The organism is Arcicella aquatica, from assembly GCF_034928825.1.
Taxonomy (GTDB): Bacteria; Bacteroidota; Bacteroidia; order Cytophagales; family Spirosomataceae; genus Arcicella; species Arcicella aquatica.
Window position 1 is genome coordinate 13,846 of the sequence record NZ_JAYFUL010000007.1, and the last position, 18,826, is coordinate 32,671.

Below are 18,826 nucleotides of genomic sequence, written 5' to 3' on the forward strand. Positions count from 1 at the left end.
AGCATTTTGAAAAAAATAACAAAAATGAAAAATATCATCAATATTCTCTGTTTTCTTTTCATCACAATAGGTATTACCAGTTGTAGTGAATGGGTTGACTATAGTCCTAAAGACGATTATAGAGTAACTGATCAAGATTATTTAAAATCATCTACTGATTATCAAAGCATGGGTGTAAGTGTTTATACACCTATGCAATGGTTGAATCAAATAGTTCCAATTGGTGATATAGCATCTGATAATGCAGTAGCTGGCGGCGAAAATGCCTCGGATGTATTGAATTTACAAAATATAGACGATTATACATTGACTGCTCAAAATGGAACATTGGCAGAAATTTGGAAAGCGTCATACGAGGGAATCAATCGTGCCAATTATTTATATCAGTATAAAGACAAAAATCCTGCTGGCGAAATCATCTCCTTTCCAGAAAAAGAAGCCATGTATGGTGAAGTAGCTTTTTTGCGTGCTTATTATTATTTCTCACTCATTAAAGTATTTGGTAATGTACCCTTATTTGTCGATAAGAAATTGGGTATTGCCGATTCAAGAGCCTTGAAACAAGCTCCAAAAGCAGATGTATATGCACAAATAGAAAAAGACTTGACCAATGCTATTGCAGCATTGCCAAGTACAGACCCTAAAAATGGAAGAATAACCAAATATGCTGCCCAAGCATTGTTAGGTAAAGTGTATCTCTATCAAAACAAGTTTGATTTAGCTGCGGGTATGTTAAAAAGCGTCATCGACGGACCTTATTCTTTAGTACCCAACTTTGGGGATATTTTCTTACAATCTGGCGAAAACGGTTCTGAAGCAGTTTTTGAAATTCAATATTCAAATCTTTCACCATATTATAACTGGGGTGGGGTTACTCGTGGACAAGGAAACTTAGCTGTTCAGCAATGTGGTATCCGTGGCATAACGGGGTCTAGCCCTTATGCAGCAGGCTGGAGTACTAACATGCCTACGCAAGATTTAGCGAAAGCCTACGAAGCTGGTGATAAAAGAAAAGATGTAACCTGTTTAGATATAGAGGCTTATAAAATTGCTAATCCAAGTTTTGGCATTACTTATCAAGTAGCTCCTTATAAAAACACAGGTTTATATAACCAAAAGTATTTACCTAGAAAAGGAGAAACAAGCGGACAGATTGAACTAAATTATTTGAATAATCAACGCATTATTCGTTTGGCAGATGTGTATCTGATGTATGCCGAAGCATTAAATCGAAAAGCTTCTCCAGATGACGTTACGGCACAGTTGTACCTCAATAAAGTGCGCCAAAGAGCATTTGGTGACAATGCCCATAACATTACTGCCACAGGAAATACCCTAAAAGAAGCCATTTGGGCAGAACGACGACTAGAATTAGGAATGGAAGGGGATCGCTTTTTCGATTTGGTTAGAACTGGACAAGCCTCAACTAAAATAAAAGGTTTTGTGGTTGGTAAAAACGAGATATTCCCGATTCCACAAACAGAAATAGATGTTTCGGGCTTAACCCAAAATGCTGGTTATTAATCTATATGGGTGGAATAATATTCCACTTGAATTTGAAGGAACTATTTACCTTTCAACATTTCTAAATGATTTTCGATGAAAAATGCATATAAATTTTTGTCCATTATAGTATTCATTTCTATAATGACAGCCTGTAAAGAAAAGATATTCGATGATATTTCTTTTCTGGAAAGTGCCTCAGCTCCTGCTAAAATGGCTGCACTTTTTGATATTACACAAGATAATACAGGGTTAGTAACCATTACGCCCAACGGCGAAGGCACATCTACCTTTTCTGTATATTTTGGTGATGGAACAAACACTCCAGCAATTGTAGAAGCAGGTAAGAGTATCCAGCATAAATATGCTGAAGGTGTTTATAATGTTAAATTAATAGGAGTAGGTGTTACTGGCAAAAGTACTGAGAGTACTCATCAATTAACGGTTTCTTTCAAAGCACCTGAAAATGTTGAAGTAACAACCGCCATTGAACCTGCTAATCCATTTAAAGTAAAAGTTTCGGCTAAAGCAAGTTATGAAACCCTATTTAAGGTTTATTTTGGCGACGTAACAAACGAAGTACCGCAATCTTTTTTAGAAGGCGAAACGATTAGCCATACTTACACTTCTGTCGGTAATTTTGAGATGAAAGTGGTTGCATTGAGCGGTGGAAAAGCTACTACAGAAGTAAAAAAGACTATCAACATTGTAAGCCCGATTGTATTACCGCTTGATTTTGAGACGGCTGGGCAAATCTACAAATTTTCCAATTTTGCAGGTGGCGAAGTAACTGTAGTAAACAACCCACAGGCTAGCGGTATCAATACGTCATCGAAAGTTGGCAAAATGGTTAAATATGCAGGACAAACCTATGGCGGAAGTTTAATTACCTTGGGAGGGTCTATAGATTTCTCGGTGAATAAAGTTTTCTCAATGAAGGTATTTTCTCCAAGAGTTGGTGCAAAAGTGTTATTGAAAGTTGAAAATGCATCTAACGGTTCGCTGAATTTCGAAAAAGAAGTAAGCACTACCAAAGCCAATACTTGGGAAGAATTAACCTTTGATTACAGTGCTATCAATACGGCTAATACTTACCAAAACATTGTATTGATTTTTGATAATGGTACTAATGGTGATGGTTCAAGTAATTTCACCTATTTGTTTGATGACATCAAATTGTTCAGCCCAGTGGTAATATCTCCAATCAATCTCCCTGTTACTTTTGATGAAGCCAATGTAAATTATACAGTAACTGACTTTGGAAATAATAGCACTATTGATGGCATAGATCCAACAAAGGCTGGTAATAAAGTTAAAATTACTACCAAACCATCTGGGGCAGAAACTTGGGCGGGAACTACTATCGGAACCCCAACAGGCTTTAGCTCAGCTATTAAACTTACGGCTTCTAATACCAAAATGAGTGTTAGAGTTTACTCTCCGTCAGTTGGCATTCCTATTAGGTTGAAAATTGAAGACCGCAATAATCCAAATATCTCTGTAGAAACAGAGGTACTCACAAAGTCTGCAAAAGCTTGGGAAGAATTAATTTTTGATTTTTCAAAACCTGTAGCAGGAACCAATGCATTGAATCTTGCCAATACTTATCACAAGGCTTCATTATTCTTTGACTTTGGAACAGTAGGTAACGGAAAAGTTTTTTATTGGGACGATGTACAGATTGCAACAGTTACTGAGACCAACAATACGCTTTCTATTCCATTAACTTTTGAATCGACATCATTGAAATATGACTTTGTGAATTTTGATGGTGGTAATGCCAGTGTTATCAGTAATCCACAAGTAAATGGCATCAATACTAGTGGCAAGGTTGTAAAGTTGATTAAAAATGGAGGGCAACCTTGGGGTGGAGCATTTCTTAGCTTAGATAACCCGATTGATTTTTCGAGTAAAAAAACATTCAAAATGAAAGTTTTTACACCTAAAGTAGGTACAAAGGTATTATTGAAAGTAGAAAACCTGACGGATGGTAGCGTTAGTTTTGAACAAGAATTAAGCAGCACCAAAGCCAATGCTTGGGAGGAGTTAATTTTTGATTACAGTTTAATTAATACCAGTAAGGTTTATCAAAAAGTAGTACTCATTTTTGATAATGGCACTAAAGGAGACGGCTCTGCCAATTTCACTTATTTATTCGATGACATCATCCTTTATTAATTTAAAATCAGAAATCATGATAAGCAATATAAAATCATTCATGCTCATCTTAATGGCTACAGCCATAAGTTTTAGTGCATGTAAACAAATTGAATACGCTTTTGGAGACATCGTTGCCCCTTCAAACTTAGCACTTAATACAACCATTCAAGGAGTGGATGCGAATAACCCCTTCGGCAATGGTAGCGGTGATGTTATTATCACTACCGTTGCAGATAAGGCTTTGACCTATAAAATAGATTTTGGAGATGGCAATATCCAAGTTGTTCCATCAGGAAAAATTACTTATAAGTACAGTAATCCAGGTACAAAAGACTACACTATTACTGTCAGTGCAGTAGGTACAGGTGGTGCAACTTCAACACTGAGCAAAAAAATAAAGGTATTTGTAACATTTGCCATTCCTACTGATATCCTTTCGGCATTAACAAACAATGCCTCTAAAGTTTGGGTAACTGACAAAGATGCACCCGGACACGTAGGCGTTGGCCCAGTTGATGCTTTCTCACCGATTTGGTATGCAGCCGACCCTAACACACGCCCTGCATGCTTGTACGATGATGAGATTACATTCACAAAAGATGCCAATAATAATGTAGCGATAACAGTTGATAACAAAGGACAGTCTTCTTTAATTGGAGCAGCTACAAGCTATTATGGTTTGTCGGGTGGAGATGGCTGTTATGACATCAATACAACAGGTGCTAAAAACCTTCTTTTTATGGGTGCTACCTCAAATTCAACCTCGGCAAATTCTACTCGAATTCAGTTTGTTGTTCCGGGTAATGGTATCGTAAATTTTGCTACTGGGGGTAATACTTATGAAATATTGGCCATTTCTACTAACAGTATCAGCTTAAGAAGTATCGGTGCTGATGGAAATGCTTGGTTTATGAAATTAAAACCAAAACAAAGCGAAGAACCTGTAGTAGAGAAGAAATTATTCTGGGCTGAAGAATTTGATAAAGACGGAGCACCGAACCCTGCCGTTTGGGGCTATGATATAGGCAATGGTGATAATGGTTGGGGAAATTCAGAAAAAGAGTTTTATACTAATCGACCAGAAAACATCATTATTAAAGATGGTATCTTAAAAATTACTGTCCAAAAAGAAAGTTATAGTGGTTTTAATTATACCTCAAGCAGAATACAATCCATGAATAAATTCTCATTTACTTATGGTAGAGTAGATATTAGAGCTAAATTACCAAGTGGTGGTGGTACTTGGCCAGCACTATGGATGTTGGGTAGCAATATCCAAACAGTTGGTTGGCCAGCATGTGGTGAGATTGATATTATGGAAAACAAAGGCAATGAGCCTAACAAGATTTATGGTACCATGCACCATCCTAATCATTCAGGTGGTAATGGTGATAGTGGAAGTACCACCATTACCAATCCATCTACCGAATTTCATATATATTCAGTAGATTGGTCAGCTACTACCATAAAAATGTATGTTGATAATAAACTTTATTACACTTTCAATAACAATAGTAGCCTGCCATTTAACAAAGACTTCTTTTTTATCTTAAACGTGGCTATGGGTGGCAATTTTGGTGGAGCAATTGACCCTAACTTTGTTTCTTCAAGTATGGAAGTAGATTATATTAGGGTTTACAAATAAGTGGTTTTACCCCAAAGGATAGTTCTAAAAGCCTGTCCTTTGGGGTATCATTCAAAATATTATTTCAAATCAAGTACAAAAAAACATTGAATATTTTTTTGTATCCCTTTGAAAAACATTACTTTTGTAATCATCAGATGATATGATGTAAAACCGCATGAGCTTAATCAATAAAAAAACATTAGCAGAAGAAGTAGCAGACAGGCTAATTGAGCAAATTTTTTTGGGTAATTATAAAATTGGAGATAAACTCCCGATTGAGTCCGAATTAATGAAAATCTTTGGTGTCGGGCGTTCTAGCGTTCGTGAAGCTATTAAAATTTTATCTATCCAAGGCCTATTAGCTGTTCAGCAGGGCGTTGGCACTTTTGTGGCATCTAATAAAATTCAAGAATCGCTCAATGACCAAATGGGTCGTGCAGAAATAGCTGATGTAATTGAGGTACGCTCTTTATTAGAAGTAAAGATTGCAGAAAAGGCGGCCTTGAATCGTACGGCTACTCAGTTAAAAACAAGTAAGCAATGGTTGAGTCTTAGAAAAAAGTTTGCAGCAGAAAATGATGTTCAAAATTGCATTCATGCAGATGTAAATTTTCATATTTCTATCGCTGAGGCTTGTGGGAATCCAATTCTAACGGAGATTTATAAAACAGCGAGTATTCAAGTGACGAAATCGTTTGTAAGTAGCAATCTGAATACCGATAGTTTCAAAGAATCACATTCATTACACGAAGACTTATTACAGTGGATTGAACTCCAAAATCCAGAAAAAGCGGCCTCCGCTGCCAACAGTATTGTATCAAGATTATGATTTACACCTTTATAAATAATTGACTTAGATTTTATTCAAATTCATCTGATGATATGATGAAACAAACTTTAATACCGATGAATAATACGTTAACAAAAACAGCCTCTCCTGCCACCAAACAAATCGTTTATCAGATTTTGTTTGCCATCAGCTTTACTCATTTTTTAAATGACCTTATTCAATCAACCATTCCTTCGTTATATCCTATTTTAAAGGGAGAATTCAAACTTACGTTTGCTCAGATAGGCGTTATTACATTGGTTTTTCAGCTTACGGCTTCTATCCTACAACCTTTTGTAGGAATTTATACAGACAAAAAACCTAATCCAAAATCATTGGCCATAGGCATGACGCTTTCCTTAATAGGTTTGGTTTGTCTGGCTTTTGCCAACCATTATTATTTAATACTAATATCGGTTAGTTTTATTGGTATGGGGTCATCTGTTTTTCACCCTGAGGCTTCGCGTGTGGCACAATTGGCTTCGGGTGGTCAGAAAGGATTGGCACAATCTATTTTCCAAGTTGGTGGTAATGCTGGTAGTGCGGTAGGACCATTATTAGTAGCTTTAATTATTCTCCCGTTAGGGCAAAACTATGTTAGTCTTTTTGCCATTGCAGCCTTTATCGGGATTCTTGTATTGTTACGTATCGGGAAATGGTATGGAGAGAAAATTGCTGCCAGAAAAACAATTGCTAAGGATAATTCATCGGTAATAGTGTCAGAATTACCTCGTAAAAAAGTAATATTTTCTATCGTTGTTTTATTGGCACTGGTATTTTCTAAATATATCTATTTAGCATCAATGACCAATTATTTTACCTTCTTCTTGATAGATAAATTCCATATCTCTGTAAAAGAGTCTCAATTATATCTTTTTATGTTTCTTGGTGCTGTTGCCATTGGAACAGTATTAGGTGGCGGATTGGGTGACCGTTATGGTAGAAAGAAAATCATCTGGGTCTCTATATTAGGTGCCGCTCCGTTTACACTTTTCTTACCATATTTATCGTTGTTCTGGACGATTGCTTTTGCAGTAATCATCGGGCTAATCATTGCCTCTGCTTTTACAGCAATCTTAGTATATGCTACCGACTTGATGCCTGATAAAATTGGTTTGGTAGCGGGACTATTCTTTGGGTTTTCTTTTGGTATGGGCGGAATTGGCTCTGCTGTATTAGGTGCTTTAGCAGACTCTACGAGTATTGCTTATATCTTTAAAATATGTGCATTTTTGCCATTAATAGGCATTATTACAAGTTTATTACCTAACCAAAAACCACGTGTAAAATAAGGCAATCAGACAGTAGGAATTCATTGTTCATCAATCATAAAAAAAGCGGTCAAAATTAGTTTTTCGACCACTTTTTTATGATTTTAATATTCAGTTTAATCCATCTCTAATTATTCAACCCTTACCTTAATTTCTTATAAAAACTATCAAAGGTATTGTTGGTAATACTCCAGTCTGGGGCTTTAATTTTCCCCCATACCTTGGGGTTATCGTACAAATTAAAGTAACTCATCCCAAATACTTGCTTGTTGGCATTAATGGTTTCAGCTGCTTCATTCATCCAATCGGTTTGGAAATCTTCGGGGCCTTTTACGCCAAATTCTGTGATAAAGATAGGCTTATTCAAAAATCGCATTCTATAGTTTTTGCGGTTGAAAATAGCCTCAAAACGTTCTTGCTTGTTATGGTCGGTGATATTCTTATCGGGTAAACCATAAATGGCAAAACTAATATAGTCAACCACATCATTACCCGGCCACCAATCTGCCGAGCCCCTATCCCCTGCTGGCCCCCACACTTTGCGAATGTTTTTAGCAGGTTTTTTATTAAACAACATAAAGTATCGGTAAGCATTAATATATTCTACTGGCTTTTGGGATTGCCATAAATAGCGGTGAATAGGTATTTCCATCTCGTGTAGCCAACGCAAATAAACCGTTTGCTCTGCCTTAGTAATGATAGCATAAAGCTTTGCTATTTCTTTATCATAACGCCCATTGGTTATGCTGGTCAGTACCTTGTTATCAACCATGCCCGTGGTATCTCGCCAAGGCTCCATCGTCACTATTACATCATGATGCCTCGCTAATACTTGCTTGAACTCAATTTCAAATTTACCCGATTGTAGGTCGCCTAAATCCACAAAAAGATGTTCTGCCTTAATGCTGGTATCGGTCAGTAAGCGTTCTTTAGGGTCGTAAATACCTAGCAGGGGTTTACCCATTCTCAGAGGTTTATTGCCCCAAATCTCAAAATTATCGGTTGAATACACTGTGTTTTTATACTTTTCGATGTTGGCGGCAGCTTGGCTTATCCATGTTTGATGAAAGTTCGCTTTGTTGATTTTATCAGAACCCAATATCAAAACAGGCTTATTAATAAACCTCATACGGTGCATTTTTTGGGTCATCGTATCGTATCCATTGAATGCTATGGTATCGGCAGTGTAGCTTTTATAGCTATCATCTAAAGTCAGGCTTACAAAATCTACGTTGGGGTCTCCTACCCAATACTCAGTATCACCTGGATAGCCCGATGGTCCCCATACAATTTTTACGTTAGGAGCGTAGCGTTTAATCTGCTTGGCAAAGTAATTAAAAGCATTAATATAGGCCTCTGGCGATTGAAACTGCCAAGGGTATTGATACACTGGCAACTCCATATTGGGGTTCCAGCGGATGAATATTAATTGCTGATACTTTGATAAGACATGACCAAGCTTTTCAATTTTATCATCATACTTGCCTCCGATTGTTTCGTCTATTACATTATCGTTAACGGTGGTAGTAATGCTATTTTTTGACCATGTTTCTATCGTTAACAAAAGGGGGTTGCCTTTGTTCAATTGAAGTTCCAGTGCATTGGCATCAAACCATACAGCAGAATTCTTCCAAGTTATGGTATAATGTTCAATGTTGTCAGCATTCAACATGCCTGCTTGGTGAAACCTGTCATAAACCCCCAATATGGGTTCGTGATGCCTATCGCTTAGTTCATCAATCAATATTGCCTTTAAATAAGGTTTGGCAAATATAAACCCCACAAAAAACAATAGGACAATGAGTATAGTACTATATAAATATTGGGTTCTCTTTTTAATCACAGCTATATTTATTGAGTGAATGAGTGATTTAGTGATTAGTCCACCGTCTCGGTAGCATTTCAAATTACTAGTTATTAATTGTTTACGATTTTAACTTTCTAAAAACTTAGGGCAACCTATTTTAGGCAAGCACAAAGCACAACTCATCACTCACAACTCATCACGATACATAGGAAGATTCAATACAGATTGTGTAGTGGTGATATTATTTTTGTTAAAGCCCGTTAGATACAACCTATACGAAGAAACATCTTCTGGAATGATAACATTGATGGATGTTCCCTCGCCTAACTTTTTAATGGAGATAGCTTCCCCCAAACTATTGTTTTTAACTAAGTACCACCTAAATTTCATCCCCGAATTATTGTTTTCGGCTATTTGCCAAGTACTATCTTTTAAAAACAAAGCATAGTATGGCAAAGAATGGTTAGGCACGGTAGTCATGGCAGGACGCAAAATTTTGATTGGGGGCAAATTGTTTGGGCTAATGTTGCCATGCCATCTTTTAGCTAATTCATAAAGCTCTGGTTTGTTTTCACCTTCTACATCCCTTAACCCACTAAAGTTTACAGAGGTAGCATTCTGATGATCTTGCCATTTTTGGATGAACCCTCCGACATGATTATTCTTGGGTAAACGCAGGTAAGCTTTGATATGAATATTACTGTAAAAATAAGGAACTTTTAAGTTATTTATAAGCTTTATATCAGGTGATTTGTCTGGAATTATCAGTCCATAGGTATCTATTTCAGGCACATAATAATGTAACATTCCTATTACTTCTTCAAGGTTTTTTGCTATTAAAATATCTATCGAAATTAATCTCTGCCCATCAATGGCTTTGATTTTTGTAACCAAACTCCTTAACCATTTAAAATAGGCTTGCTGTTGATAAAACAATGCTGGTTTATAATAAGCTTTGTCTAGATTTTGGAGGGTAGTATTGCCTATATGCCAAGCCTTTATGGTTGCATTATTTCGATTTTGTGTTACAAAGGTTAATATCGAATTTGTAAGCGATTCTAACTGTTTATTATCACTGCTAAAATTTATACTATCAGGTATCCAAAATCCGTAGGTAATTTTTAAGTCATATTGTGCTGCTACTTCAAATGTTATTCTATCATAAACATTTGGTCCAAAACACTTGATTGTATTGATGCCACTTTGTTTTATATCACCAAAGTCTTTTATAATCGTTTTCTTGGTTAGTGGGGTAATATTTTTGTACCAATTTTGGGCTTTGGTATAATTAACCCCCTGTAGATTCAAAAACATTTTACTGCTGTCTATTTTAGTAATGTTTTCAACTTTGGAGTGGTATATAGTATCTGTATTAATTATTTCTATAGGTTTGTGGTACTGTTTGATCACTGCCGAAATATTTGATGGGTTACGGATTGTCCAATCTAATTTACCCATACTGCCGTCGGGCATATTCTCATCCAAGGCCGAATTAAAAAGCACAAAAGCTTTCACCTCTGGGAAACTCTTTTTAATATCTTTAATGCCTTCGTTCAACCATTTGTCTTGATGCTTATCTTTTTTAAGGCTACCCATTTCGGCAATCATAATCGGAATATCTGTTTTAAAAATTCGATTTTGATGATAAGGGCGATATAGTTGCTCGAAAGAATATGATTTTTTGTCATCATTATGCTCAGCAAAGTTTAGCCCTGTTACGCCTATCCAATCTACATTTTCTTTGCCCGGGAAATATTCATTTACCGCCGAGGGTTTCCATGGATTCCATACCCAAACTACATTATATACATTGTTTTTGATAAATGCTTTACGCAAATACCTCCAAGCGGCTTTAAATTCTAAGGGGGTATTATTCCCCGTTTTCGACCAAGGATAAAATGGGTTATCGACTTCATGGGCAAACCGCAAGAACACCGGTCGATTCAGGGCTTTGATATCTAAAGCAAAACGCTTGATATAATCATCATATTTTCCATGGGTGATATTCACAAAAACCTTTGTATCATTAAAGGTTTTTGCTTTTGTAGAAGCAAGTGAATCCTCAAAAAGTATTTGCCAGGGTTCCCAAGTAATCATTGGGATGGAGTTGTTTTGATAGACAGCCTCTAAGGTTGAAGTAGGGATAAAACACCTTTTGGCATTGCCCCATGAAATATAGAATGATACAATATCAACATGATATTTAGCTTCTGCTTGAAAAGCCTTCACAAGTGCCATTGAAGATAATCCCTCTGAACTTTGTGGAGTAAAAATTCCTGTTAAAAAAATATCTTTCTTGTTGGACATTTGTTGCTGAATATTTTCACCAAAAGGATTGAATTGCTTAAAATAAAAACAACTGAAAATACCCATCATCAAGATTATTAATCCATAGTTATTAATTCGCTTATAAATCCTACGCCTGAATACCCAAAATATAGATTTCACCTCTGCCACAGTATTCAGTAGATAATCAATACTTGGATGAGACTTTCTGTACTTCCTTATTTTTAGCTGTTCGCTAGCCAACAGAACGAAAGATAGAGAAATACAATTGATGCAAGCAATGCCTACCATCATAAAAGTAAAGGGATTCCAATCATAATATAAGCCATAAGCTATTGCCGTTAACGACAAGATTAAGACAAAAATATTAGGAAGGTTGATGATTAGGTTCTTTTCGTTGATAGCTTCTTTGGGGGTAGGAATATAGGGTACTTTTTTTCTGATGATTGTATAAAATATCCCAACTATAAATACCCACCAAGTACCTATAAGTAATAGCCCGCCGACAATATGAAAACCCCGCTCTTTATCTTCCATTACCCATTGCTGTACATAGTGCCTGATGACGACGGTAGAAATTACAAAAGGAAGGGAGTCAAATAAAAATGTTCCTAAATCAAGCTGAAGTGGATATGTATCTCCAAACAGCGATATAATGGGTATTGAAAAATTGAGAAAATAGACAATACCTGATAAATAATGAAATGGCAGAATACCATAATGTAATTTCTGACGCCAAGTGAATTTTGAAAAAAGGCTGATGTATGAGGTAACCAATAATTCAAAGACCCCTCTCGACCATTTTAATTGTTGTTTGTAATAGGCCGACAATGTAGCTGGCACAAGCCCTCTGGCTAATATGGCAGGCACATAAACCGATTTCCAACCTTTGGCATGTAGCTGCATGGCTGTGTGCATATCTTCGGCTAGACCAGCGGCGTGTCCTCCGATAGACTCTAGGGCTGTTCTTCTAAAAGTACAATTAGCCCCAATTGCCTGAACAGTGCCATAGCTGTTCATGGTCATCATCATAGGGCCATAAAACTGGTAGGTTTGTTCGGCTGCCCCTTTTGCAACAAAACTTTCGTGGTGATTGGCATAGGCCTGAACAATCTGGACATACCCAATTGTTGGGTCATTGAAATGATTAACGATGGGATCGAGGAATTCAGGAAATGGAACATGGTCGGGGTCTAGCACTACACAAAGTTCGCCCGTTGACTGCTTTAAGGCATTATTGATATTGCCTGCTTTGGCATTGATTTTCTCGGTTCTTGTAATATGGTGTACCCCAAGGTTTTTGCATACCTCTTTTAAGTACGGGTCGGCGGCTTCATCACATAAATAGGTTTGATGTGGGTATGTAATAGCCTGAACTGCTGTAAGGGTTTCTACAATCATATCGTAGGGTTCGCCCGCACAAAATGTTGTAAAAATATCTACTGTATAGGTTTTCTCGGTAGGGTGTGTTGGGGGGACAGAAATAAAAAGATAATGATACCACTCATATATAACCTTTAAACAAGTAAGGATTAAAGTAATCATCAAAAGCCAATACAAAGTAATATTAGCAATAATAGATTTATCGAATAAGGTACAAAGAAAATATACTATACTACCAAGCCCTATGCTTATCATAATGCGTAGGGTAAGTAGTTGTTTTTTGTTGGGTGGTGATATAATTTTTGGGGTTTCCATCATTTATTATCTACTACATAAAAGGGAGTATTACAAGTAGCAAAATTTCCATGTTTATCATACACTGAAACATAAATACGATAAGGGCCTTCTTTAGGAGGGGTTCTGAAAACCACTGTTGTTTTGCTTTGTTTAATGAATACGTCTTTGATAGGCTTTACTTTTTTAATGCTATAAATATCGTTTACTTGAAACCAGTCTTCTGGCAATACCTGCCATTGGTAAGTTAGGTCTGTAGTATCTGCCTTATCCATCAACAATAATTTAGCAGTAGCCCTAGCATTGGGTTGATAGATTAAATTATCCCTTGCTCCTTTTCTATCTACTAGCATATAGCGTATTTGCGGGGCTTTGTGTGTTGGGTGTGTTGACGTCCATATATATTGCATAGTGCCAACGGCTTCAGATGATGCCCCATTTTCATCAAAAAGACTAAACCATGTGGGAGTATTTTCTTGTTTATGTCCCCAATAAAAAACCAACGAGCCTAATAGTCTCGGATTTTCAACAGGCATATCATGTCGATATATCCAGAGGTATTGTTCTGCTTTTTTTGTACTTGTATTTTCAATAAAGGCTCTCCAAGCGGTATGCTCATGGGGGTACCATGGTCCATCAATTCCCCATTCGGTTATCAAAAATGGGCCGTCCCACAGCCATTCAAAATCTTCTAAATCTTTCCTCAAGTTCTTTAGTTTGCCAAAGATGTTAAAAGATATAAAATCAATATTAGTCCTGAATTTAAGGTGAAAGATGTTTTTACGTTGAAAATTAGTTATTGTAGTAGTCACCAAATGATTAGGGTCATTTTGATGAATCATATCTACTAGATTATTGAATACTTTGTAGAATGATAAGAACCGAGGTTTGTTCGGAAACGCCAATTCGTTACCTAAACACCAAAATAATAAAGAGGGGTGATTTTTGTATTTATTAATAAAACTGGAATAACATTTATATTGCGTAGCGACTAGTTCATCATTTTTATAAAACCAATCCCCATCATTGTTCATGGGCATAGGCAAACCTACAACAACAGCAATGTCATAGATTTTAGCTTCATCTAATATTGCTTGCAGATGAGTGGTATCCCAAGTTCTGATAGTATTTCCGCCAGCTTCTTTTAGTTTCTTTAGGTTGGTAAATCCGGCAGCACCCTTTATAAAAAAAAGTTTACCGTTTCTGTACAACGTATATTGCCCTTTTTCGTATTTAATATGTACAGTTTTGAGCGAATTATCAGGAACTTCTTTTCCGCAACCTAATAATATGATTGAAAGGTAGGATGTAAAAATACTAGCTATAATAGTTTTGAGTCTATTTTTCACTGAGTTTATTTTAAGATAATAAAGCGTTTAAATTACCATAAAATTAATTACTTTACTTAAAATTGAAATAATCATGATACAAAAAAGCCTTTATTTAATACCTTTCTAAATTAAGGCATCAAATAAAGGCTTTCAATGAAGCTGTTTAAACTTTCCGTTTCTGAGGTGAAAGTATTCTATTTTTGAATTGATTTTTTCAACATTTGCGAAACATAGCATCGCTACGTTTAGTAAATTTGGAATAAGTTATTCTAAAAGACTTAGTTTAACCCGAAAGGGAAAGCTTAAACAGCTTCAATAAATAACTTTAATATCTCAAATAAGGTAACATAACAATCACAACACTTTCTTAACTATATTGATACGGAAAGGTTAACGTAAATGTTGTCCCTTTTCCTTCTTCACTTTCAAAACTGATTGTTCCGCCCAATTTATTGGTAAATTCTTTGGTAATATTCAGTCCCAAACCTGTTCCTTCTATCGCCAATACATTGTTGGCTCTGAAAAATATCTCAAATAAATGTTGTTGGTCTTCCAAAGGAATACCGATACCATAATCTTTGACAATTATGTTAAAATTATGCTCGTTAAAATTCAATGTCAGACTAGGATTAGCCATCCCTTCTGAATATTTAAAGGCATTATCAACCAAATTATGAATCACATGATTTAACAACGAGGCATCGGTATAAATCATTTTTTTCGTTAATGGTAGCGATAAATCAAGTTTCCTGAGGTCTTTTCTATCAAAAAAGTATTGAGAATTTATTTCATTTACTAATGCTACGATATCGATATACTCTAATTCTAAATTGAGCTTTTCATTCGCTGTTTTTTCTAATAAAAGAACATCTTTCAGCATTTCAGTCAGACGATTAGACTGTAGCGTTACCCTACTAAGATGATGCTGTATTTTTTCTTTAAGGTCGATATTATTAAGCATATCAGTATAAATACCTAAAATATCAATACTCGTAATGATGGTTGCAAGGGGTGTTCTAAATTCGTGAGAAGCAAAAGAAATAAAACGTGATTTTAGCAAATTGATTTCTTTTTCTTTCTCCAACGAAAGCTCTAATTGGCGAAGGTGTTTTTTTGCTTCCTCAGCATTTTTTCTTTCCGTAATATCGATTAGAATGCCATTAAAAACAATTTTTTGACCAATCATCGTAGCACTTGCAATACCATCAAACCATTTAATTTCATTCTTTGCATTATGAATCCTTCCTTCAAAATGCCAATCAGATTTGGTTTGAATAGCGACATAAATAGAATTTAAAAAAGCTTTTTTATCTTCATGATAGATATGTTTTGATAAATCTAATTCGTTAACATCAAAGTCAATCCCAAAAATATCAGCCATCTTAGAACTTAAGTAGGGAAAATGGGTTGTTCCATCTGCTTCTACACAAAACTGATAAACAACTCCCGGAACACTCTTGGCGAGGGTTTTAAACATCAATTCGCTTTCCCGCAATTGTTCTTCTACTAATTTTAATTCAGTGATGTTAATGCTTATGCCTATCAATCTATCAACTTCTCCATCCTCGTTAACTAACGGAATCTTAGATAACAAGTACCATGTTCTTTTCTTACTAGGGTCATCAATCAAGGTTTCTTTGTTAATGATAGCTTTTCCCGTTTTGAAAACTGTCTGGTCTTCCTCCATGAATATTTTAGCATATTCTTCTGTAAAAGTTTCGTAATCGTTTTTGCCAAGCCCTTCTTTTTCTTCTTTAAAGCCTAAATATTCAAGCTCGGCTTTGTTAATTAAAGTCTTTCTTGAAGCTAAATCTTTTACATATACATTCAAGGGTAAATTATCAACTATGGTTCTGAGTAAGTATTGTTCTGCTTTGAGTAATTGTTCTGCTTTTCTTCTTTCAGTAATATCCCTAAAATTCATGACAATTCCTTTAATAGAAGGTTCTGCCAATTGATTATTAAATTGGGTTTCAATCCATACTAATTCACCAGTAGGTTTTGTGTATCTAAGAGATGCCGTCGGACTGTAATTTGGATCACTATATACTTTTTGAAAAATAGCACCAAGTTCTTTAAGGTCATCTGGATGAACTAACGCTCTATTGTACTCTTCAAGACTAGTAATCCCAAATATATTTTTCCCTCCTGGGCTAATTTCAATTATTTTTTGGTTTACATCTACAATCGCAATTCCTTCTAAACTTTTTTCAATTAGGGCTTTAAATCGCTTCTCCTTCTCTATAATATCTCTTTCTGCTCGCTTCTTTTCTGTGACATCCTGTGAAGTAATCCTGATTTGAGCGGCTTTTCCTTCCTCATCTCTAATCAGTTTAGCATCCATTACAATGTACTTAATTCTACAATCTGACATCTTGAGGCGAAAATCAATATACAAATATTTATCTTCCCTCATCATTAGCTCATGCTGTTCGATAAGCTTCTCCTTATCACTTTCATAAACATAGTTCAGTGCCTCATCTAAGTTTAGCGGTGATTGGTCAGGAGCTATCTCGAAGATATTATACATTTCTTCAGACCAGTGACTACTTTGCTCAATTAAATCTATTTCCCAATATCCTAATCTCGCAATATTCTGAGCAGCCAATAATTGTTCATTTGTTTTTTGAAGAGCAAATTCACTAAGCTTCCTTTCAGTAATATCCTTCCCATAACAAGCAGCGCCTATCAGTTTATCCTCTATTTTGATGGGATAAAATGACACTTCACGCCATAAATTTTTTAGATATGAAATATTATACTGTTCCGTAAAAGTTTCTCCTTTCAACGCCCTCTCATAATACGCAGTATAAAGTGCTAAATGGGCTGGCATATCCTTAAGCGTTTCTAAAACGTTTTTTCCGGGATAAATGCATTCTCCAGAATAATCAAATATTAGTTTTTCAAAGGCCGCATTATATGATATTAAACGAAAGGAAGTATCCACACTCCATACAATTTCGGAGGTATTATCAATTAATGATTTTAAATTTTTAGCATCAAATTCTTTTTGCTTTCTGGCAATTACTTGCTCATTAATATCTCTAAAATTCAATAAAATAGCCTGTATTGCATGATTCTTTTGTAGGTTATGAATAGTCACCTCAAGCCAGTTTTCAGTATCATCAGTTGATATAATACGACACTCTACTTTCTTAGATTCTTTTGGATTTGCAATAGAATTGATAAAAGCTGTAGCCAATAATTCTCGGTCTTCAGTATTTATTTTGATATTATTTTTGATAAAATCAGTGCTCACATCGTTTGAAAAACCTAAAATTCTTTTTCCAGTAGGGCTAACTTCAAGAAACGTACCATCACTATCTAGCAAAGCATAGCCTTCATGACAGTTTTCAATAATTGAAAAAAACCTATTTTCTTTAAGCTTCAAAATATCTTCATTAGCTTTAAGAAAGGTAATATCTTTGAAATAACCATGCCAAATGATTAAACCATCTTCATTACGTTCTGGGCTAGCAAATACTTGTATCCATTTAAAATGAATGTCATCATTGCATATTCTAAATTCGTAAAGCCAATTATTAAGTTCTTTCTGAGAGGTTTGTAATGAGGTAAAAAAGCCCTCATAATCATCTTTGATAATAGATTGAAAGTACGTTGACGGATTATTCTGAAAAATATGTTTATCAACATTGAAAAATATTTTTTCAATTACCTTATTAACATAAGGAAAGGATATGTTTCCTTCGGATGATAGCACTAACTGAAACATGGCTACCAGCGAATTATTATTTATATTTTCAAAATTCTGGCGGATTCTTGGTTCACTCTCCAATGTATTCATGAATACTTTATTGTTATAATATACAAACGTCTTTTATTGCCAGTAAAGTAATTACAGACAACTAAGTATTTATAATCAAAGACTATACCATCTTTAACACCAACATTACTTATATGAAGATTGTTTAATTTGTGATAATAACAATAAAAAAAACGGCAATATTTTACTGACAATTTACTAGTGCAATAAATCAACTATGAACGAGCCATGTTTTTTTTTTGCTTAAAAAAACAAAGAAGTTTTTTGTATTATTTTCAATCCAATAATAATATGGTAATACAAGTTTGGAGAGCAGGCAACTAAGCTGAAAAGCTAGAGATAGAAGAATTATAAAGTGGTGTAGAACTATTTATTAATTGAATTTATGCTATAAAATTTAAACCATAATTCATTTTTTAGTTTACGGTCGAAAAAATTAAAATAATACAAGACCGCATTAATTAAGTTTAATTTTTATCCTATGTTAATGATTATAAAAATAGGCTATCTCCTATATTTTATAAAAAATACAAGAGATAGCCTATTTAATG

9 protein-coding genes are annotated in these 18,826 nt (G+C 35.2%); 5 read left to right on the forward strand and 4 right to left on the reverse strand.

Annotation, left to right across the window (positions count from 1 at the left end):
* Positions 1-24 precede the first annotated feature (24 nt).
* From VB264_RS06180 to VB264_RS06200, 5 genes are all read left to right on the forward strand, one after another.
* Complete coding sequence (locus VB264_RS06180) at positions 25-1,524, forward strand: RagB/SusD family nutrient uptake outer membrane protein (RefSeq protein ID WP_323247687.1); 1,500 nt, start codon at positions 25-27, stop codon at positions 1,522-1,524.
* Positions 1,525-1,647: 123 nt separating this feature from the next.
* Positions 1,648-3,681 carry a hypothetical protein gene (locus VB264_RS06185; protein ID WP_323247689.1) on the forward strand — a complete coding sequence of 678 codons (2,034 nt, stop codon included), beginning with the start codon at positions 1,648-1,650 and terminating at the stop codon, positions 3,679-3,681.
* 16 nt (positions 3,682-3,697) lie between these two features.
* On the forward strand, positions 3,698-5,308 hold the full coding sequence (locus VB264_RS06190) for a family 16 glycosylhydrolase (protein ID WP_323247691.1): 1,611 nt from the start codon (positions 3,698-3,700) through the stop codon (positions 5,306-5,308).
* Between the two features lie 157 nt (positions 5,309-5,465).
* Complete coding sequence (locus VB264_RS06195; RefSeq protein WP_323247693.1) at positions 5,466-6,119, forward strand: FadR/GntR family transcriptional regulator; 654 nt, start codon at positions 5,466-5,468, stop codon at positions 6,117-6,119.
* Between the two features lie 53 nt (positions 6,120-6,172).
* Positions 6,173-7,411 (forward strand): MFS transporter, encoded by a 1,239-nt coding sequence (locus tag VB264_RS06200; RefSeq protein ID WP_323247694.1) that lies wholly within the window; start codon positions 6,173-6,175, stop codon positions 7,409-7,411.
* 121 nt (positions 7,412-7,532) lie between these two features.
* Here the strand turns inward: VB264_RS06200 and VB264_RS06205 are convergent, their stop codons facing one another.
* The 4 genes from VB264_RS06205 to VB264_RS06220 form a co-directional block, all read right to left on the reverse strand.
* A complete protein-coding gene (locus VB264_RS06205; RefSeq protein WP_323247696.1) occupies positions 7,533-9,233 on the reverse strand; it encodes a glycoside hydrolase family 26 protein in 1,701 nt (566 codons plus the stop codon).
* Between the two features lie 150 nt (positions 9,234-9,383).
* Entirely contained in the window at positions 9,384-13,181 is a 3,798-nt protein-coding gene (locus tag VB264_RS06210) for a glycosyltransferase family 2 protein (protein WP_323247698.1), read from the reverse strand.
* A complete protein-coding gene (locus tag VB264_RS06215; RefSeq protein WP_323247700.1) occupies positions 13,181-14,509 on the reverse strand; it encodes a glycoside hydrolase family 2 TIM barrel-domain containing protein in 1,329 nt (442 codons plus the stop codon). Before VB264_RS06215 ends, VB264_RS06210 begins: the two co-directional genes overlap by 1 nt.
* A gap of 349 nt (positions 14,510-14,858) precedes the next feature.
* On the reverse strand, positions 14,859-18,296 hold the full coding sequence (locus tag VB264_RS06220) for a PAS domain S-box protein (protein WP_323247702.1): 3,438 nt from the start codon (positions 18,294-18,296) through the stop codon (positions 14,859-14,861).
* Between the last annotated feature and the right edge of the window lie 530 nt (positions 18,297-18,826).